The sequence below is a fragment of the Anaerocolumna sp. AGMB13025 genome (genome assembly GCF_029689925.1).
Taxonomy (GTDB): Bacteria; Bacillota; Clostridia; order Lachnospirales; family Lachnospiraceae; genus Anaerocolumna.
On record NZ_CP121445.1, the window covers coordinates 3,169,378 to 3,190,098 of the forward strand.

16 protein-coding genes and 1 tRNA gene are annotated in these 20,721 nt (G+C 37.6%); 13 read left to right on the forward strand and 4 right to left on the reverse strand.

Annotation, left to right across the window (positions count from 1 at the left end):
• Positions 1-60 precede the first annotated feature (60 nt).
• The 4 genes from QA584_RS12910 to ccpM are packed head-to-tail and all read right to left on the reverse strand — an operon-like array spanning position 61 to position 3,289.
• Positions 61-186: a hypothetical protein gene (locus tag QA584_RS12910; protein WP_278274913.1), complete on the reverse strand. Its 126-nt coding sequence runs from the start codon at positions 184-186 to the stop codon at positions 61-63.
• A gap of 40 nt (positions 187-226) precedes the next feature.
• Positions 227-472, reverse strand: a complete 246-nt coding sequence (locus tag QA584_RS12915; protein WP_278274914.1) for a peptide maturation system acyl carrier-related protein — start codon at positions 470-472, stop codon at positions 227-229.
• 12 nt (positions 473-484) lie between these two features.
• Positions 485-1,825: a TIGR04066 family peptide maturation system protein gene (locus tag QA584_RS12920; RefSeq protein ID WP_278274915.1), complete on the reverse strand. Its 1,341-nt coding sequence runs from the start codon at positions 1,823-1,825 to the stop codon at positions 485-487.
• Positions 1,826-1,843: 18 nt separating this feature from the next.
• Positions 1,844-3,289, reverse strand: coding sequence for a Cys-rich peptide radical SAM maturase CcpM (ccpM, locus tag QA584_RS12925; protein WP_278274916.1), 1,446 nt, complete (start codon positions 3,287-3,289; stop codon positions 1,844-1,846).
• A gap of 412 nt (positions 3,290-3,701) precedes the next feature.
• Here ccpM and QA584_RS12930 point away from each other — a divergent pair, with 412 nt between their 5' ends.
• The 13 genes from QA584_RS12930 (at position 3,702) to QA584_RS12990 (ending at position 20,691) form a co-directional block, all read left to right on the forward strand.
• A complete protein-coding gene (locus QA584_RS12930; RefSeq protein WP_278274917.1) occupies positions 3,702-4,889 on the forward strand; it encodes a polysaccharide deacetylase family protein in 1,188 nt (395 codons plus the stop codon).
• Between the two features lie 26 nt (positions 4,890-4,915).
• Positions 4,916-5,671 carry a bactofilin family protein gene (locus QA584_RS12935; RefSeq protein ID WP_278274918.1) on the forward strand — a complete coding sequence of 252 codons (756 nt, stop codon included), beginning with the start codon at positions 4,916-4,918 and terminating at the stop codon, positions 5,669-5,671.
• Positions 5,672-5,688: 17 nt separating this feature from the next.
• Positions 5,689-6,393 carry a UMP kinase gene (gene pyrH / locus QA584_RS12940; protein ID WP_278274919.1) on the forward strand — a complete coding sequence of 235 codons (705 nt, stop codon included), beginning with the start codon at positions 5,689-5,691 and terminating at the stop codon, positions 6,391-6,393.
• 30 nt (positions 6,394-6,423) lie between these two features.
• Positions 6,424-6,978: a ribosome recycling factor gene (frr, locus tag QA584_RS12945; protein ID WP_278274920.1), complete on the forward strand. Its 555-nt coding sequence runs from the start codon at positions 6,424-6,426 to the stop codon at positions 6,976-6,978.
• 142 nt (positions 6,979-7,120) lie between these two features.
• Positions 7,121-7,819 carry an isoprenyl transferase gene (locus tag QA584_RS12950; RefSeq protein ID WP_278275165.1) on the forward strand — a complete coding sequence of 233 codons (699 nt, stop codon included), beginning with the start codon at positions 7,121-7,123 and terminating at the stop codon, positions 7,817-7,819.
• A gap of 14 nt (positions 7,820-7,833) precedes the next feature.
• A complete protein-coding gene (locus QA584_RS12955) occupies positions 7,834-8,631 on the forward strand; it encodes a phosphatidate cytidylyltransferase (protein ID WP_278274921.1) in 798 nt (265 codons plus the stop codon).
• Between the two features lie 552 nt (positions 8,632-9,183).
• Entirely contained in the window at positions 9,184-10,335 is a 1,152-nt protein-coding gene (locus tag QA584_RS12960) for a 1-deoxy-D-xylulose-5-phosphate reductoisomerase (RefSeq protein ID WP_278274922.1), read from the forward strand.
• 40 nt (positions 10,336-10,375) lie between these two features.
• Entirely contained in the window at positions 10,376-11,737 is a 1,362-nt protein-coding gene (gene rseP / locus QA584_RS12965) for an RIP metalloprotease RseP (RefSeq protein WP_278274923.1), read from the forward strand.
• Positions 11,738-11,912: 175 nt separating this feature from the next.
• Entirely contained in the window at positions 11,913-12,971 is a 1,059-nt protein-coding gene (gene ispG / locus QA584_RS12970; RefSeq protein ID WP_278274924.1) for a flavodoxin-dependent (E)-4-hydroxy-3-methylbut-2-enyl-diphosphate synthase, read from the forward strand.
• A gap of 235 nt (positions 12,972-13,206) precedes the next feature.
• The gene (locus QA584_RS12975) at positions 13,207-17,739 is read left to right on the forward strand and encodes a PolC-type DNA polymerase III (protein WP_278274925.1); all 4,533 of its coding nucleotides are present in this window, start codon (positions 13,207-13,209) and stop codon (positions 17,737-17,739) included.
• A 940-nt stretch (positions 17,740-18,679) separates the two neighbouring features.
• A tRNA-Glu gene (locus QA584_RS12980) sits at positions 18,680-18,751 on the forward strand.
• Between the two features lie 217 nt (positions 18,752-18,968).
• Complete coding sequence (locus tag QA584_RS12985; protein WP_278274926.1) at positions 18,969-19,166, forward strand: DUF4177 domain-containing protein; 198 nt, start codon at positions 18,969-18,971, stop codon at positions 19,164-19,166.
• Positions 19,167-19,326: 160 nt separating this feature from the next.
• Positions 19,327-20,691 (forward strand): Ig-like domain-containing protein, encoded by a 1,365-nt coding sequence (locus tag QA584_RS12990; RefSeq protein WP_278274927.1) that lies wholly within the window; start codon positions 19,327-19,329, stop codon positions 20,689-20,691.
• Positions 20,692-20,721: the final 30 nt, after the last annotated feature.

Below are 20,721 nucleotides of genomic sequence, written 5' to 3' on the forward strand. Positions count from 1 at the left end.
ATCCCGCAAGTCATTAAGACCTGCGGGATATTTTAAGTATGATATTTTTACCGGCTTACCTTAAGCTACTTGCACATTAATATAGTCCCAGGATGGAACACTGCCACAGCCTGAGCAACCAGCGCTAACGGTTAAATTAATAACTTCCTGGCTTTTTACCTGTTTTTTGCCTAATTGTTTTTTCATAAAGAATAACCCCCTTTCCTTAGTTTTTATCATTAACATATTAGAGAACAATAAGCTCTGCAATATGATGATAACTATCGAATTTTCCCTCTATTACCGCTTCCTTTGATATTCGTATCCCTAATTGCTGTTCGATATCATAAAGAAGCAATACCAATTCTCTGACAGGAAGGTTAATTTCTTCTGCCAATAACTTCTGGTCTTTTCGTTCGGGATTTTTGGAAAAATCAATACCTGTCCTTTTTTTAAATATTTGATTCAGTACTGCGTCTAACTGGGTTTCCATAGCAGGCTCCTTTCACAGGGGTAAATCCGAACAATTTTCGGATAACTGATCTATTATTTTGTCGGCAATTTCTGTAATGGTTGTTCTGTCTGTAAAATCATAAACATTATCGTACCCAAATGTACCGATTTTTTTTCTGATAAACGTACGATCCAAAGTAATGAAACTTTTGACAAAAGAGTCCTGGGTAATATCTTCTGTTATGGCTGAAATATGAAAATAGTCGATGGATATTCTGAAACGGTTATAGATTTCTTTGGCGATTTTATCATAATTGTTGTCGACCTGTAATGAAAAATAGGGCAGTGCCATAATTCCGCAGTCACAATTTACAGCCCGGGAAATTTCATAAGTCAGGATACCAAAATTGTTGTGATTATATTGATCAAAAGGTATCGCGCCGCCTGGAACTCCAATAATAATGACCTCTGGATTTTCTGTAAGTTCAATTTGCTTTATGTAATGGTTATACCGTACAATCTTGTCGGCCTCATTGATTGTATCGGCATACATAAATTCAGGAAAGGGATGCAGTCCTAAGATAGAGCTGTCCCGTCTGGAGGAGATAGAGGAGACCTGATATCCTTTTTCTAACAGCTCATTTCGCAGGGCAAGTTGTATTTCATATTTATCTGTACCTTGATAAGCACCAAGTACGGCAATTACTGGAGTATTGATATCATAACAGATATTCGGTTCTTTAATCTTTTGTACTTGGGCTTTATGTTCTTGGACCATTTGATTTTGATTTACTTGATTCTGATTTACTTGATTCTGATTTACTTGATTCTGATTTACTTGATTCTGATTTACTTGATTTTGGTTTACTTGTCTTTGGTTTACTTGTTCTTGATTTACTTGTTTTTGATTTACTTGTTCATATACTTTTTTATCTGGATTCATTGGCTCTTGTACTATTGGAGCCATGTCTGTAAACATTTCATGGTTTGTGTTCTCATGATGCATTATTAATCGGGTAATATTTAAGTCCGATGGGATGATCTGTGCCATGCGATTTAATTCTTCCTTATTACGATACCGGGTATAAATTATTTTTTTACCATTTTGGATGGCTTCCTCCAAACGGTTTTTAAGCAAAGATTCCGGCAGAGTTAAATTGGAATCTTCTATGAACCAAACAGCAGAGCAGTTTGACAAGGCTTCTTTATAATCGCAGGAAACCCTCATAATTTCCGTTGTACATTCTATCTGAGTGTGTTCAAGCCCCCAGCCTCTAGGGCTTACCAAACCTGTGATATACGAGTTATTGAGTAAGTTCTGATGACGAACAACAGGTTCGTAGTCTTTATTAAATGGATAAAGCATAATCCGATACATTATTGACTGTTCCAAGCAAATACCTCCTTAAGATTAATCTTTTCTATCTGTATCCGGATCATATCCGAATTCATGAAGTACACAAAAATCTTTAAAGTTATTTTCCAGGTCTGTTTTTACTTTGCTGCAGGACTGTCTAATGAAATCCCCGGATATTTTATTCCCGTCATCTGCTTTGGTAATACAGATTTTGCAGTAGTAGTAGGCCCAGCAGTTGTGACAGGCTTCGGCGGTTTCCCTTTCAAGGTTAAGTAGTTTCTCAGCTTTATCAATATGAATGCCTTCCTCGATGTTTCCAAGGATGGAAGCCTCTGAGGACTCACTGACTCTCTCACAGGGATATAAATTACCGTCGGCATTTACAAATAACTTCTGTCCTCCCGGAATACAGGTGCCGCCGCGATGGCACTGATCCGGAATATGGGATTGGCTGTCCTTCTTTAATCGGACTGCCAGCTGTTTCATAGTTCGGAACTGGTTTTCCAGCAATTTTGAGGTTTCAGTTTTTAGTAGCCAGCCGGTCTTACTTAAATACAGTTTAAAGAGTTCGTATTTTAGTTCTGCGGAAAATTCTTTGCCTGATGGGATTTCTTCTTTGGCATAATCGCCGCTAATAAGAGCGGTGTTAAACCCCACTTCTTCAAATATACGGTTTTTATTTAGAAATTCATTTACTTTTGCAAAGGAATTATTTGGATCTAATACGGTATTAAACGATACCCTGTTATGATAAAAGTCAGGATACTCCTTCCTAATAAAGGTTATATTATTCAGGATAGTTTCAAAGGAACCCTCTTCACTGCCTGCAAATTTACGGTGTTTGTCATGGATTATCTTAGGACCATCCAAACTGATTAAAATGTTAAAGTTGTGGGTCTGTAAAAAATCAATTTTGTCCTTGGTCAGGAGAGTGCCGTTGGTAGTAAAGTTAAAATCAACTGTTCTGCCTTCTGCCTGTTCTTCTGCATAAAGAACACACCTTTTAATCAGCTCAAAAGCCAGTAAAGGTTCTCCTCCATAGAAACTATAACCAATCCGGGCGGAGTCCCTGGAATGCTGGATTAAATAATCAATAGCTTTTTTTGCAGTTTCGAAGGACATGGTTTTATCTGCGTGAGACCTGTTGTTATATCCCCCCGAATAGATACAGTATTCACAGCGTAAATTACAGTTTTGGGTGATTTGAAGAATGATATGTGACAATTTATTCTTAAGGTAATATTCTAAGATTTCTGTCATAGGATGTTCGGACACCAAAACACGATTTGTTTTTAAGTAACCGGCCTTTTTCAGTTGTTCAATATATAACAATACAGGCTTGTCCATTTCAGATTTAGAGTCGGCGTTGTGAGCTAGTACGTTATAAACCTCTACAGGAATTTGAAGAATTTTATCTTTATTTACGTCATAGAAATAATGCCCTTCAGATGTTTGGAATAAATGGATAAACGGTTTTTCTTTCAGGTTATCTTTCATCATAGGTACCTCCCCCTTTTTCTAATACCTTGTATAAGTTATATTCTACCCCTGGTTTACAATATATTCCATATACAAATGTCACATATATCAACATATAAATATGTTAAATATTTACATATAAATTTCATTGGAAATCATAAATGTAATAAAAATGATCCACATACATTATTAAGTATTTGCTGAATCAATGAAATTTTGCATATTTACACATACATATTAATCGTATCCGATAGAAATCCCATTATTTATAAAGGTCGGTAAATAGCGGGACTTAACTTGTTCTGGGAATAAAAGCCTGTAATGGTTTTTCATGTAATAGATATTTAATAAATATAGATATATGTTTTTTCATCATAATGTGTTAAAATATTTTGAAGAGTAAAAATGTCTGGTAATAAAAGGAGAATATATTTTGGACAAAGAGATGAGGGCAGGCAGACAAGGCTCCAATACTCCAAGAAGCAACCGCGTAAAACGCATAAAGATATTTATAGTTATAAGTGTAATCGTTTTATTAATTCTTCCAACGGTTTTATGTATTATTATGTTTTTTAAACTGAACTTTTTGCAAAAGCAAATCGATATATTAATGGTTGACCGGTATGGAGTTACCTACAGCGGTAAAAACAGTACAAGTAATGAATTAATTGCACAGGCAGAAACCTATAACAGCAGTATGAAAACAGAACAGTCAAAGACAGAGTCTGATCAAACCAGAATCAGTGATAAAGTTAATGGTAAAAAGATGACTAATCTTGAAGAAAATACCAAAAGCGATTATAATAAGAAAGAAACGGATACAAAGGTCTCTAAAGAAAGCAATAAAAAGGATCAAACCGGTAAAAGCAATGGGAAATCTCAAAATACTGATAAGTCTCTAAAAACTGCAGATACTTTAAAATCCGATAAACCAGATGCCAAAACTCAAAAGTCCCAAGAGAATGAGTTTAAGGATTTTGACAAAAAAACAGTATATCTGACTTTTGATGACGGTCCAAGCAAATATACCGAAGAGATTCTGAAACTGCTGTCGGCTTATCAGGTAAAGGCAACTTTTTTTGTAATAGGGAAAACAGATACCTATTCCAAAAAAATGTATAAGGAAATTTTAAAGGATGGTCACACCCTGGGGATGCATTCTTATTCCCATGATTATAATAAGATATATAAATCCCTTGAAGATTTTGATAAGGACTTTACAAAGATAAGGGATTTGTTATATGATACTACTGGATACCTTTCTACGATCTACCGATTTCCTGGTGGCAGCAGCAACAGTGTTATGAAGGAAGATGTTTCGGTGTTTATTAATTATCTGAATCAAAAGTCAGTTGTATATTTCGACTGGAATGTAGTAAGTGGTGATGCAACCGGAGTAGAGTATACGCCGCAAGAATTATATGAAAGTGTCATCAACGGTATAAAAGTACATAATAGATCCATTGTTTTAATGCATGATACGGATGCAAAAGGCAATTCCGTAAAAGCCCTAAAAATGATTCTGGATACATTAACGGAACAAGGAGTCGAATTATTACCATTGAATGAAGATGTAACGCCCATACAACAAGTAAAATCAAGTTCATCAGAACTAAAATAATAAAGCTATTTACAGGAGGATAAAATATGGGTTTTTTTAAGGAGTTCAAGGACGATTTATCTCAGGCAGTAAATGAACTATTACCGGAAGAAGTGTTTGACGGCAATGCAGAGGTTAATACTTTAGAAGATGGAGCAGAAGAAACAGTTTCCGAGACTACGGCAGCGGAGGATTCAGCAGATTTGGATGATGATAATGTAGATATGGATATTCTGGATGCTATATTAACCAGGGAAGAGAATGAGGAAGAAAGTCAGGAAGAGAAGACAGAGGAAGAGAATGATGGGGATAAAGAACCTGAAAAGGAAGATAAGTCCAGTGAACCTCCTAGATTTGGCAATGATGAAGTAACCGTTATAACAAAAGGTACGGTTATCAACGGTAATATTACTTCGGAAGGATCCTTGGAAGTAATGGGTACAATCAAAGGTGATATCGACTGTCAGGGCAAACTATCTGTTGTAGGTCTTGTAAATGGTAATTGCATGGCTGCGGAAGTATATGTTGGTGCAAAACGTTTTGAAGGCTGTATAACCAGTGAAGGCAGTATAAAAATCGGACTTGGAACTGTGGTTATCGGGGATATCACAGGTACGTCAGGAGTTATTGCAGGGGCTGTAAAGGGAGATATCGATGTCAGCGGTTCTATTGTGATTGATTCCTCCGCAGTGATTAAAGGAAATATTAAAGCTCAGTCCATTCAAATCAATAATGGTGCTGTGATTGAAGGTTTCTGCTCTCTATCCTATGCATCCATAGATATTGATAATATATTTGAATAACCGGAGGTACTTTTTATATGAACAGATTCAAAAGAGTCTTACTGAAATTAAGCGGGGAGGCTCTGGCTGGTGACAAGAAAACCGGTTTTGACGAAGCCACCTGCATCGCAGTTGCTAAACAGGTTAAGCAGCTGGTAGAGGATGGAGTGGAAGTTGGAGTTGTTATCGGCGGTGGTAACTTCTGGAGGGGAAGAACCAGTGAAACTATTGACCGTACCAAAGCGGATCAGATTGGCATGCTGGCAACGGTTATGAACTGTATTTATGTTTCAGAAATTTTCAGATATACAGGTATGAATACGCAGATTCTTACCCCATTTGAATGTGGCAGCATGACAAAACTTTTTTCAAAGGATAGAGCAAATAAATATTTTGGTAAAGGTATGGTTGTGTTTTTGGCGGGCGGTACCGGACATCCTTATTTTTCTACGGATACCGGCGTTGTGCTGCGGGCTGTTGAATTGGATGCAGACGTAATCCTTATGGCTAAGGCTGTTGATGGTGTATATGACAGCGACCCGAAAAAGAACCCTGAGGCTAAGAAATTTGATGAAATCAGTCTTTCGGAAGCCCTTGACCGTAAGCTGGCGGTAGTGGATTTGTCTGCAACTGTATTAAGTATGGAAAATAAAATGCCAATGCTTGTATTTGCCCTTGAGGAAGAGAATAGTATTGTGAAAGCAGTCAGTGGTAACTTTAGCGGAACCCGAGTAACTGTTTAATAACTAAAATATATCATTGGAGGAGTTTTTATGGATTCAAGAATTGAACAATACGAAAGCAAAATGATTAAATCATTGGATAATTTAAAAGAGGAATACACTACAATACGTGCAGGAAGAGCAAATCCCCATTTGTTGGATAAGCTCAGAGTGGATTATTACGGTACGCCGTCTGCCCTTCAGTCAGTAGCTAATATTTCAGTACCGGAACCAAGAGTAATTCAGATTCAGCCCTGGGAGAGCAAATTAATTAAGGACATCGAAAAAGCTATCCTGGCATCTGATTTAGGGTTAACCCCTAATAATGACGGCAAAGTAATCCGTCTTGTTTTCCCGGAACTTACGGAAGAACGAAGAAAAGACCTTGTCAAGGATGTTAAGAAGAAAGCAGAGAATGCCAAAGTTGCTGTCCGAAACATAAGAAGAGATGCTAATGATGCCATTAAAAAAATGAACAAAAACAGTGAAATATCCGAAGACGAAGTAAAAGTCTTAGAAGACAGCATTCAAAAAGCAACCGATAAATTCATTAATGATATAGACAAACTTACAGATGACAAATCAAAGGAAATTCTTACTGTATAAGAGTTCAAAGATTTTTTATCGTATCAGACTTATAGAACAAGAGGGGGCTGTTGCATATTCAATAACCCGATATAAGCAACAGTCCCTTAATTACGAAAATTAGTTGGAGGTCTCCATGGGAGATAATATAGAGCTGGAAGGTATGAAGATACCGGAACATATTGCAATCATACTGGATGGTAACGGCCGTTGGGCAAAAAAGAAAAGGATGCCCAGGAATTACGGACACGCACAAGGCAGCAAAACAGTAGAAAAGATCTGTGAAGAAGCATACCGCATGGGTGTAAAGTATTTGACGGTATATGCATTTTCCACGGAAAACTGGTCAAGACCCCGGGATGAGGTAGATGCCCTTATGAAATTACTTCGTAATTATATGAAGGACTGCTTAAAAACCAGTAGTAAGAACAATATGAAAGTCCGAATCTTAGGGGATATCTCAAAACTGGGTGAGGACATCAAGACAAGTATCATTGAGTTAGAAGAAGCATCGGCAGAGAATACAGGGCTTAACTTTCAGGTTGCTTTAAATTACGGCGGTAGGGATGAAATCCTGCGCGGAGCAAAAAAAATGGCAGAAGCTTACAAAGCAGGTCTGATAAGTTTGGATGAAATAGATGAGAGTAATTTTTTCAGGTATTTGGATACGAAAGGTATACCAGATCCTGATTTATTAATAAGAACAAGCGGTGAACAGCGGATTTCCAATTTTTTGTTATGGCAGCTGGCATATACGGAATTTTACTTTACGGATACATTATGGCCTGATTTTACCAAAGAGGAATTAATGAAGGCTTTTCAATACTACAACAGTAGAAATAGAAGATTCGGAGCAGTTTAATAGGAGGAAGTTATATGTTTTGGGTGAGGTTCCGTAGTTCGGTTGTTCTTATGATTGTGACGGTTGCAACACTTGTTTTAGGCGGTAATGTGTTATTTGCTACGATACTTGCCATTTCACTGATTGGCATGATGGAGCTGTACCGGACAATTAAGATGAATAAGTCTTTGATTGGTGTTGTTGGATATACTGCAGCGGTTGTATTTGATCTGCTTATATTATTCCATTTGGAAATGTATAATATGATATTTATGATAGGCTTTTTATTACTATTAATGTTGTTATATGTATTTTCCTATCCGAAGTTTAAAATTGAAGAAATCTCCATGGTATTCTTCGGTCTGTTTTATGTGGCGGTAATGCTTAGCTTCGTATATCAGGTACGTATGCTAGAGGATGGTTCATTACTGGTCTGGCTGATTTTTATCGGAGCCTGGGGTTCTGATACTTGTGCGTATCTCGTAGGTATACTAATAGGAAAACATAAGTTCCTTCCAAAATTAAGTCCCAAGAAGTCCTTAGAGGGCTGTATTGGCGGTGTGATAGGCGCGGCATTGTTAGGATTTATTTATGCAACAATATTTAAGAATACGATAGCCGGAGTACAAAATCCTCAGGCAGCATTTGCAATCATCTGCGGGGTATCCAGCGTAATTTCCCAGTTAGGTGATTTAGCAGCTTCGGCAATTAAGCGAAATCATGACATTAAGGATTACGGTACGTTAATACCCGGACATGGTGGAATCTTAGACCGTTTTGACAGCATCATATTTGTTGCACCGGTAGTATATTTGTTATCTAATGTTTTATAATCAGCCATTCTATAAGTGTAGAATGGACGAAAACAGGAATATGTAAGGCAATAAGTAATATGCAAGGCAATAAGTAATATGTACGCAATAAGTAATATGTAAGGCAATAAGTAATATGTAAGGCAATAAGTAATATGTACGCAATAAGTAATATGTACGCAATAAGTAATATGTAAGATAATAAGTAATATGCAAGGCAATAAGTAATATGTATGCAATAGGTATTATGTATACACTCAGGTAAATGTTGTGAATCAATAAATCATTAATAAGCTGGAAAGTACAATTAACCACATAGCGAAAACAGTGCAGCATCAGGATTATTGTCGGATGGGAATTGACAATAACGATTAACATTATTTTATATTTTTATCAGGAAGAATGTTACAGTAACAATTCTTTGTTTCTCGTGTAAAATATATAACAGGTGTATTTGCAGATCCTTTTTTTGAATTGCAAATCATCCCATGCAGGCTTCCGGTATAATTATAATTAAATAATAGTAAACAACCTGGTCTGTACGTGCGTCAAGACGCGCAGATAGGAGTTAGAATGAAACATATATCTATTCTTGGGTCAACTGGTTCTATTGGAACACAGACTCTGGATGTGGTAAGAAATAATGCGGATTTAATGGTCGATGCCTTGGCAGGGGCCAATAACATAGATTTATTAGAAAAGCAGATACGGGAATTTAAGCCGAAGCTTGCATGTGTCTGGGAGGAAAAGAAAGCAAAAGAACTGGCTATTAAAGTAAAGGATTTACCGGTTTCCATCGTTTCAGGAATGGATGGATTAATAGACTGTGTGACGGTGAAAAGTACTGATATTGTTGTAACTGCCGTTGTTGGTATGATCGGTATAAAACCAACGATAGAAGCCATAAAGGCAGGAAAAGATATCGCAATCGCCAACAAAGAAACTTTAGTAACTGCAGGACATATTATAATGCCGCTAGTTCAGGAATATGGTGTAAGGCTGCTGCCGGTTGACAGCGAGCATTCCGCTATCTTTCAGGCAATTCATGGAGAAGAGGGCAATACGGTCAGCCGAATCATTTTAACCGCCTCCGGCGGTCCCTTCCGTGGCAGAAAACGTAATGAATTAGAGAACATACAGGTGGAAGATGCACTGAAACATCCAAATTGGTCCATGGGAAGAAAGATTACCATTGATTCCTCTACCCTGGTCAATAAAGGATTGGAGGTAATGGAAGCCAAATGGTTATTTCATGTTGATTTGGATAAAATACAAGTAGTAATACAGCCCCAAAGTGTCATACATTCCGCAGTTGAATTCGAAGATGGCGGGATTATAGCACAAATGGGAACACCGGATATGAGGCTTCCCATACAATATGCGCTGTACTATCCTTGTAGAAGAAAGCTTTCCGGCGACAGAGTTAACTTTTTTGAACTTGGAAGACTCACCTTTGAAGAACCGGATTATGAAACCTTTAAAGGTTTACGGTTAGCTTATGAAGTTTCAAAAGGCGGCGGCAGCCTGCCAACGGTTTATAACGCTGCCAATGAAATCGCAGTGGCTAAATTTTTAAATCGGGAAATAAGATATCTGGATATTGTGGATTTAATTGAAGAGGCTGTAAAATGCCATAAGAAAGTTCAAAATCCGTCTGTATCTGAAATTCTTAATATGGAACAAGAAACATATGATTTAATTAACCGGCTCACTGCAAAATGTTAAAAGGTTTTGGAATTTATTTTTACTAAATCAGGAGGTAAGGATGAATATAATTATTGCAATTTTAATATTTAGTTTAATTATTGTTATACATGAACTGGGACATTTTCTTCTGGCTAAGAAGAATGGTATATTTGTAACTGAATTTTCCGTAGGTATGGGTTCAAGAATAATAACCATGGTTAAGACAGAGAAGGGGTATCATCCCAGATTTTTTTTATCGCAACATGATTTTGATACAACGCCTGAGTGGAAGGATACAACTAAGTATTCCTGGAAGCTGCTCCCAATCGGCGGTTCCTGCATTATGATGGGTGAAGATGAACTAGTTGAGGACAACAGAGCCTTTAGTAAAAAGGGTGTCTGGGCCAGAATCTCGGTTGTTATTGCCGGTCCTTTCTTTAACTTCCTATTAGCTTTTTTACTTGCCATGTTCATAACCGGTGTCGTAGGTTACGATCCGGCAGCCATAACCAGTGTGGCTAAAGGTTCGCCGGCTGCAAATGCAGGTATAAAACAGGGGGATGTAATAACCAGATTTAATGGAAATAACATAGACATTGGAAGAGATGTATTGACTTATCTGCAATTTAATCCATATACCGAGAAAGAGGTAAATTTAACCTATGAAAGAGATGGTGTTAAAAATAAAGTTACCTTGATGCCGGTAATGGTCAAAACATATATGCTGGGATTTGCTTATACCCCTGATGGAACAGCAGCAACGGTAACTTCTATTTCTGAAGATATGCCTTTAGCCAAGGCCGGTGTCCAAAATGGTGATGTGATCACAAGCATTAACGGTACAAAGATTAAGGATGGAACGGGTCTAAGCCAATATTTTCAAGAAAATCCCTTAACGGATCAGCAATTATCTATGACTATCTCCAGAAAAGGGGAAGAATTATCAGTCAAGGTAACGCCTGTCTTAACCAGTGAAAATTATAGTATCGGATTAGCTGTTAATTCTGCAAGGGTTAAAACCAATGTTTTTGGGGTGATAAAATACAGTGCAGTGGAAGTGAAGTACTGGATAAAAACCACGGTGCAAAGTTTAGGCCAGATTATTCGGGGCAAGGTAAGCCGGAATGATATAGCAGGTCCGGTAGGCATCGTAGGCTTTATCGGTGACACCTATCAGGCAAGTAAAAGTGAAGGTACTCTATCGGTATTTTTGAGTTTATCCTATATCAGTATATTATTAAGTGCTAACTTAGGGGTTATGAACCTGTTACCGATTCCTGCCCTGGACGGAGGCAGACTTGTTTTCCTGATTCTTGAATTATTCCGGGGAAAACCGGTGGATCAGGCAAAGGAAGGTCTGGTTCATATGATTGGACTGGTGGCATTGATGATACTCATGGTATTTGTAATGTTTAATGACATCAGCAGATTTTTTAATTAAGTAAAGGCTATGGAAAAATCATAGATTATTTGGGGTTATTAAGGGATTAGGACTTGGCCTGAAAAACAAATAGTCTATGATTTTTACTATTTAACAAAGAAGCAGCATATTATAGTTATATTATTAACTTACTAGTATCTAATTGTTTCTAATTAGGTACTTAACAGGAGTCTATATGAGAGAAAATACAAAAGTAATTCATATCGGTGATAAGGTGATTGGTGGTAATAACCCTATATTGATTCAGTCCATGACTAATACCAAAACAGAAGATGTACAAGCAACCGTCAGCCAAATCCTTAAACTAGAAGCTGCAGGCTGCGATATCATAAGAAGTGCGGTGCCTACTATGGAGGCGGCCAAAGCTTTTTCAGAGATAAAAAAACAGATTCATATCCCCATCGTTGCAGATATCCATTTTGATTACCGCCTGGCGATAGCAGCCATAGAGCATGGAGCTGATAAAATCAGGATCAATCCGGGTAACATTGGCAGTACCGATAAAGTAAAAGCTGTAGTTGAAGCTGCAAAAGAAAGAAAGATACCGATACGGGTTGGCGTAAACAGCGGTTCCTTAGAAAAGGAACTGGTAGCCAAATATCAGGGGGTCACGGCAGAAGGACTGGTGGAAAGTGCCTTGGATAAGGTTAAGACCATCGAAGAGTTAGGATATGATAACCTGGTTATCAGTATAAAATCCTCGGATGTTTTAATGTGTATAAAAGCCCATGAACTAATAGCAAAACAGACCTTATACCCACTCCATGTAGGTATTACGGAGGCAGGCACCGTCATCGCCGGTAATATTAAATCCTCTATTGGGTTAGGAATTATGTTATATGAAGGAATCGGCGATACCATCCGGGTATCTTTAACTGGTAATCCATTAGAAGAGGTTAAATCTGCAAAACTGATTTTAAAAACCTTAGGACTGCGAAAAGGCGGCGTAGAATTAGTATCCTGTCCCACCTGCGGCAGAACCCAGATCGATTTAATTAAACTGGCAGGCGAAGTAGAAGACCTGATTCAGGACATTGATTTGGATATTAAAGTTGCGGTAATGGGCTGTGCAGTAAACGGACCCGGAGAAGCCAAAGAAGCAGATATCGGTGTTGCCGGCGGCAGGGGAGAGGGAATTATTATTAAAAAGGGTGAAATTATAAGAAAAGTACCCGAACCGGAGTTATTGTCTGCTTTAAGAGAAGAATTGATGAAAATGCAGGCGGCAATATAATTTATGAGGTTTAGATTCCATTACGTATTAGTTGATAATGATTATTAATAAACAAGAATGAATAGTGAGTGAAACCCAAGGCTTTATTTATTGGGAAAATATTATTAGTTATGATTTTCCCTACGATAAATTTTGGTTCATCTTAAATTATCTTAACATTTACCCGGGTAAGGAATTCAGGTAAATACAAGGAATACTATATCTGAATAGAGTCAGAAAGAAAAGGGGCTTAATTATGGGTATGCTTTTTTTTGAGGTCTTTGACCAGTTAACCAATCTTCCAAGTGAACTAGCAAACCAGTTTAAAGAGGTTTTGGTTGATAAGGTTTCAGTATCAAAGTCAACTGCCGAAGTAAAGATATATATGCAGAGCAGCCGGCTGATCCAAAGAACGAATATTAAAAAAATGGAATTCCAGCTTAAGAAACAGCTCTTTGCAACCGCACCGAATAACATTGTGTTATGGGAAAACTACATATTATCAGCTCAGTATACTCCGGAAAAATTATTTCATATCTACAGAGACAGCATTCTAGAAGAATTTCGGGAAAGAAGCATATTGGAATATAATATTTTTGAGCTGGCCGAGATAAGCTTTGAGGGCAATATTATTTGTTTCAAATGCGAAGAAAACTTCCTTATCAGAAAAGTTTCCGGCGGCTTTATTACGTACCTGACTGATCTGTATAGGAACCGTTTCAATTACGAGGTATCGGTAAGGTTTGAATTTTTTGAACCGGAGGTAGTAGAAGAGGCTGGTGAAGAGTATGAATTCGTCACAAGGGAAGGGGTTAAGGTCTTAAATCCTAATAGCAGTGGTTATTCCAGTACCGAACAGAACCTGGCCGATGATTTAGCGGCTACGGCTTATATGCAGGAAGTAAAAGAAACGAATTCCTACGGCGGGGAAGTGCAGACGGCTAAGGAAACCAGGAACGATAAAACCACGAAGGAATCTGGTAATGATAAAGGAGCGAAGAATAAAGGCGCCTTTGATAAAAGCAAATATAGTTACAAAAAGACCATTAATGACCCGGACACCATCTATGGCAAAGGATTCGAAGGTGATACGGTACCGATTGCAGACGTTCAGGATGAAATCGGTGAAGTAGTAATCCGGGGAAAGATTATTAATGTAGAGTCCAGGGAACTTAGGAATGAAAAAACCATTATTATCTTTACGATTACCGACTTTACCGATTCCATTCAGGGAAAAATATTTATCAAAACAGAAGAAGCGGCGGAAGTAATAGGTGTGTTGAAAAAGGGTCAGTTTATCAAATTAAAAGGTATGGCTTTAATGGATAAATATGATCATGAGGTTACCATTGGTTCGATCGTGGGTATTAAGACGATTCCAAGCTTTACTACCATTAAACTGGACAACAGCCCGGTAAAACGTGTAGAGCTGCATGCCCATACCATGATGAGTGATATGGATGCGGTGGTGGATGCAAAAGATCTGGTAAAGAGAGCATTTGCCTGGGGACATAAGGCAGTTGCCATTACGGACCATGGTGTGGTCCAGTCCTTTCCGGAAGCTAACCATGCCCTTAGTAAAAGAGATTATCCGGAGTCAGAATGGGAGAGGCTTAAGGAATTTAAAGTAATTTATGGGGTGGAAGCCTATCTGGTTGATGACTTAAAAGAAGTGGTGGTAAACCAAAAGGGACAGTCCCTTGATGATTCCTACATAGTATTTGATATAGAAACCACCGGTTTTGGACCGGTAAAGGACAAGATTATAGAAATCGGTGCCGTAAAGGTAGTAAATGGTACTATTATTGATAAGTTCAGTACCTTTATCAATCCGGAAATTCCCATACCTTATGAAATTGAGGAACTGACCGGTATTAAAGATGAGATGGTATTGGACTATCCCACCATTGACATCATTCTTCCCAGGTTTTTGGAATTCTGTGAAGGAAGCGCGCTGGTTGCCCATAATGCTAATTTTGACGTTAGTTTTATTACGAAAAAATCAGAAGAATTAGGGATTGCCACTGATTTTACAGTCATAGATACCGTTGGACTGGCACGTATTTTACTGCCTGATTTAAGCAGATATAAATTAAATGTAGTAGCAAAAGCTCTGGGTATTTCCCTGGAAAATCATCACCGGGCAGTAGATGATGCCGGTGCGACGGCAGAGATATTTGTTAAGTTTGTTGTCATGTTAAAAGAGAAAAATGTTATGAGTATTGATGAAATCAATACTATGGGCAGATTATCTCCGGAGGCTATAAAAAAAATGCCTACCTATCATGCAATCATACTGGCTCAAAACGATATTGGAAGGGTGAACTTGTATAAGCTCATTTCCCTTTCCCACTTAGAATATTACAGCAAGCGGCCCAGGATCCCAAAGAGTTTGTTTATGGAAAACAGAGAAGGGCTTTTAATCGGCTCCGCCTGTGAAGCAGGAGAATTGTATCAGGCAATACTAAGAGAACAGCCGCCGGAGGAAATCAACCGGCTGGTTAACTTTTATGATTATCTGGAGATACAGCCTCTTGGCAATAATGATTTTATGATCCGCAGTGATAAGATCAACATTAATTCCAGAGAGGAACTAATGGATATAAACCGCAGGATTATTAAGTTAGGAGAAGAATTTAATAAGCTGGTGGTTGCTACCTGTGACGTACATTTTATGGATCCGGAGGATGAGATATACAGAAGGATTATCATGGCCGGTAAAGGTTTTAAAGATGCAGATGACCAAGCCCCTCTTTATTACAGGACCACAGAGGAAATGCTTGAGGAATTCATGTATCTTGGAAGAGACAAGGCTTATGAAGTGGTCGTAACCAATACCAATAAGGTGGCGGATATGATTGAGAAGATATCTCCGGTCCGTCCGGATAAATGTCCGCCTGTTATTGAAGATTCGGATAAAACCCTTCGTGAAATCTGCTATAACAAAGCCCATTCCATGTATGGACCAAATCTTCCAAAACAAGTTGAGGAACGATTGGAACATGAGCTTCATTCCATTATCACCAATGGGTTTGCCGTTATGTATATTATTGCCCAGAAACTGGTTTGGAAGTCCAATGAAGACGGATATCTGGTAGGTTCCAGAGGATCTGTAGGGTCCTCCTTTGTAGCTACCATGTCTGGGATAACAGAGGTGAATCCCTTAGCTGCCCATTATTATTGTACGAATTGCTTTTATTCTGACTTTGAGTCAGAGGAAGTAAGAGCCTATGCGGGTAGTTCCGGGTGTGACATGCCGGATAAAACCTGCCCGGTCTGCGGACAGCCCTTAAGCAAAGACGGACATGATATCCCTTTTGAAACCTTCTTAGGGTTTAATGGAGATAAAGAGCCGGATATTGACCTTAACTTCTCCGGTGAATATCAGAGTAAGGCCCACGATTATACGGAAGTCATATTCGGTCAGGGGCATACCTTCCGTGCCGGAACAATTGGTACACTTGCGGATAAAACCGCTTATGGTTATGTCCTTAAGTATTATGAGGAGAGAGGGCAGCACAGGAGAAGAGCAGAAATTGAACGTATCGTTTCCGGCTGTGTGGGAGTAAGAAGAACGACCGGACAGCATCCCGGTGGAATCATTGTACTTCCCCATGGAGAGGAGATTTATTCCTTTACACCGGTACAGCACCCGGCTAATGATATGACCACGAAGACCATAACCACCCACTTTGATTACCACTCCATTGACCATAACCTGCTAAAACTTGATATCTTAGGACACGATGATCCTACGATGATTCGTATGTTAGAGGATTTAACAGGATTGGATGCAAAAACCATAAGGCTTGATGATGAAAAGGTTTTATCCTTATTTGATAATTTAAGTGCGTTAGAAATAAAACCGGAGGATATCGGGGGCTGCGATTTAGGCTGTCTTGGTATTCCGGAATTTGGAACGGATTTCGTTATGCAGATGCTTCGGGATACGAAACCTAAAAACTTTTCCGATCTGGTTCGAATTTCCGGACTTTCCCATGGTACCGACGTATGGTTAAACAACGCCCAGACTTTAATAACCGAAGGAAAATGTACACTTGCTACAGCAATCTGTACCCGTGATGATATTATGACTTATTTGATTCATCAGGGAGTGGACAGCGGTCATTCCTTTAAAATCATGGAAAGTGTTCGTAAGGGTAAGGGACTTAGTCCTGAGATGGAAGAGGAAATGCTTGCAGAAGGCGTGCCGGACTGGTATATCTGGTCCTGTAAACGGATTAAGTATATGTTCCCCAAAGCCCATGCGGCGGCTTATGTTATGATGGCCTTTCGTATAGCGTATTTTAAGGTATATTATCCGTTGGCTTATTATGCGGCATATTTTAGTATCCGTGCCTCTGCTTTTAATTATGAATTGATGTGTCTTGGCAGTGAGAGGCTGGAACGTTATATGGCGGACTATAAACGGCGCAGCAATGAATTGTCCAAAAAGGAACAGGATGTTTTAAAGGATATGAAGATAGTCCAGGAGATGTATGCCAGAGGTTTTGAATTTATGCCCATTGATATTTATACGGCTAAAGCCCATCATTTTCAGATTATTGATGGTAAGTTAATGCCGTCTTTAAGCACGATTGACGGACTTGGAGACAAGGCTGCTGATGGGGTGGTGGATGCGGTTAAGGATGGCAAGTTTTTATCCAGGGATGATTTTAGGAGTCGGTGCAAGGTTAGTTCTACAGTTGTAGACTTGATGGCTGACTTAAATTTATTTGGGGATTTGCCGATTTCTAATCAGATTTCTTTGATGGACTTTTTGCAATAGGTTTTTATAGATTTTACGATGGACGTAAAGGATATGGACTTAGGAAATAGACTTTATAAAAATGGATTCTTAGGTAATGGACGCTTTGCCTTGGGGTGTGTTGATAATAGCCGGAGGGTGAGTTGCCTGTTTTGTGTTGGGGAAGGAACCGGGAGGGTTCTAATGAACGGATTGCTGCTTAGAACATCCCTGAAAAACAGAAACTCACCCTGTGCCGGTTTTATTTGATTGGTATATGTAAGGTTGTGGCGGCACAGGGTTCAGACAGTCTGTTTTTTAGGGATTGGCGCAGCCATCCGTGCATAAGAACCCTTTGCCCGGTTCCTTCAATTCACACAAAACAGGCAACTCACCCTCCGGCTATTTTGGGTTAGGTTGTGAGGCAAAGCTGGGTTTTTCATTTGGCTTTGGGTTTTCATTAGGCTTTGGTTATTTTATAAGGCTTTGGTTATTTCTTTTGCATTAGTTATACTTTGGCATTGGTTTATTTCTTTTGCATTGGTTATTCTTTTGCATTGTTTATACTTTGGCATTGGTTTATTTCTTTTGCATTGGCTATTCTTTGGCATTGGTTTATTTCTTTTGCATTGGTTATACTTTGGCATTGGTTATTCTTTTGCATTGGTTATTTCTTTGGCATTGGTTATTTCTTTTGCTTTGATTATTCGATTGGTTTTTTTTATTAATTGATTTGAGTATTCCTTTGGTTTTGGTTATTGATTTAATTTTGCTATTCGTTTGGTTTTGATTATTCATTTTGTTATGGCAATAATATTAGTCTTCGCTAATGATTTAATCATTGTATTGTAATCATGGCTATTGAGTATATCTGGAAGCATGTGGATAGTCATATTGCGTCTATTTTTAAAACTTTTTGAAAAATTATAAAAATAGTGCTTGCATTCTTTCTCAAAATGTAGTAGAATACTTATTGTTGTAAGGCTCATTGGTCAAGTGGTCAAGATGTGGCATTCTCAGTGCTGAGACAGGGGTTCGACTCCCCTATGAGCTGTTTAATAGAAACGGTAAATGATATTGTGGTACAAATAACAGTATAAAATGATTAACTTAAGTGTTAAAAGAAGAGTCTTACCTAACAAGTAAGGCTTTTTTTAATGTTTATAACACATTTTATTACATTATCTTATTGCAAAATTATTACATAAAAGATAAAATTATTTTATAGTATTAAAATTATTTTTATCAATTAATATGAGGAGGAAATGGAGATGGAGAAATTTGAATACAAAACACTTTTTACTGATGCCAAGGGAGTATTTGGTGGTAAGGTTGATCAACACTCATTCCAAAATGATTTGAATGAATTAGGTTTACAGGGATGGGAATTAGTAAATACAGTTGCCGCTGCTCAAAGTTATGGTAGCACAAGATGGATCGTCTCCATATTCAAACGTAAGATACAATAATTCCATGCGGAAACTTAGCAAACAAAATGTATATATGTTTCAGAAAATTAATTATGGAGTATGGAGTATGTCCAGTATTGGTGAAAAGTTAAATCCAGATGGAGAGTGGATTTTGTTTTAAATATATACTAAATGTATTACTAGTCAGGATGTGATAAAAATGAAATATAAAGCACGAATAATTTTTATATTAATTATAATACTCTGCATTACTTCTAAGACTTATGTATCTGCAGCAATAATGAAACAAGCTGTAGACTCTGACGGCACTGTAACTTATTATGTATCAAATAAAGAAGACAGATTTCTGGCATTTCATAGTATGTTTGCAAGAATGGAAGTTAGAAGCAAAATAATATATACCAATAAATATATAGGAGATCCCAATAATTTTTATGATTACATCAATTACAGATATTCTTTTCAAGATAATGTAATTGGGGCGTTTAATGGAATAGGAAATTTTTCAGGAACTGGATTTTATAATGATAACAATACCTTTATCTATGAATTTTATTATTACGAAACACCTGAACAATCAAATTATGTGTATCATCAAATTCGGGATGCCATAAAAAATAATATTAGTAATTTGAAGTCTGATTATCAAAAAGCTTATTTTGCATATAATTGGGTGTTAGATAACACAAAGACAGATTATAGTATGAGCAATTATTCAGCTTACAGTGGTATAGCTGGAGAGGGTACAGTATGTCAGGGATATTCAACCTTATATGCTGCAATAGCCAAAGAATTGGGCTTAGATTGTCAGATTATTTTTGGCGGAGTTAATGGTTCTTCTACAAATCATGCTTGGAATGCAATAAAGTTAGATGGTAAATGGTACTGTATCGATTCAACATGGGGAGATACAGAGAGCCGGGATAAATATTTTTTAGTTACGAAAGATGTTTTATCATCAAGAGAATATGGGTATCATATTTCAGATATGTATGAGGAATATAATAAGGCGGGTGAAATCTTTGCAACGGAAAATTACAATACGGCTGCTGCAAGTTCTTCTAATTATGTTATGCCATCAGTATATAATATAATAATGGATGTATTTAAATATAATAAATTAGATATTGGAGAGGGGTATAGCTTTATGGTAAGTAATCCTGATCATATTCCGATTTCATTTAAAAGTGATAATCCAAATATAGCAAGGGTCAATGCTGATGGGATTATTACCGGAGTATCTAAGGGGACAACTACAATATCTGGTTATAATGATACAATGCAATTTTCACAAAGTTGCGTGATAACAGTGTCTGATAAAAAGAATGATACAAAATTATCAAAAGATACTATTAAATTAAAAAAGGCGGATTCATTTAAACTAAAGGTTAGTAATGCATTAAATCATTCAAAATTTACATGGTCATCGTCAAATGTATCTGTAGCAAAAGTATCTAAATCAGGAACAGTAACCGGCGTATCGACTGGCAGTTGTGTAATTACTTGTACCGTAACCAATGGAACAAGTAATGTAGTTTTAAAATGCAAGGTAACAATAAAATAATTCAGTGGCATCAATAGGAATAGGAGCGTT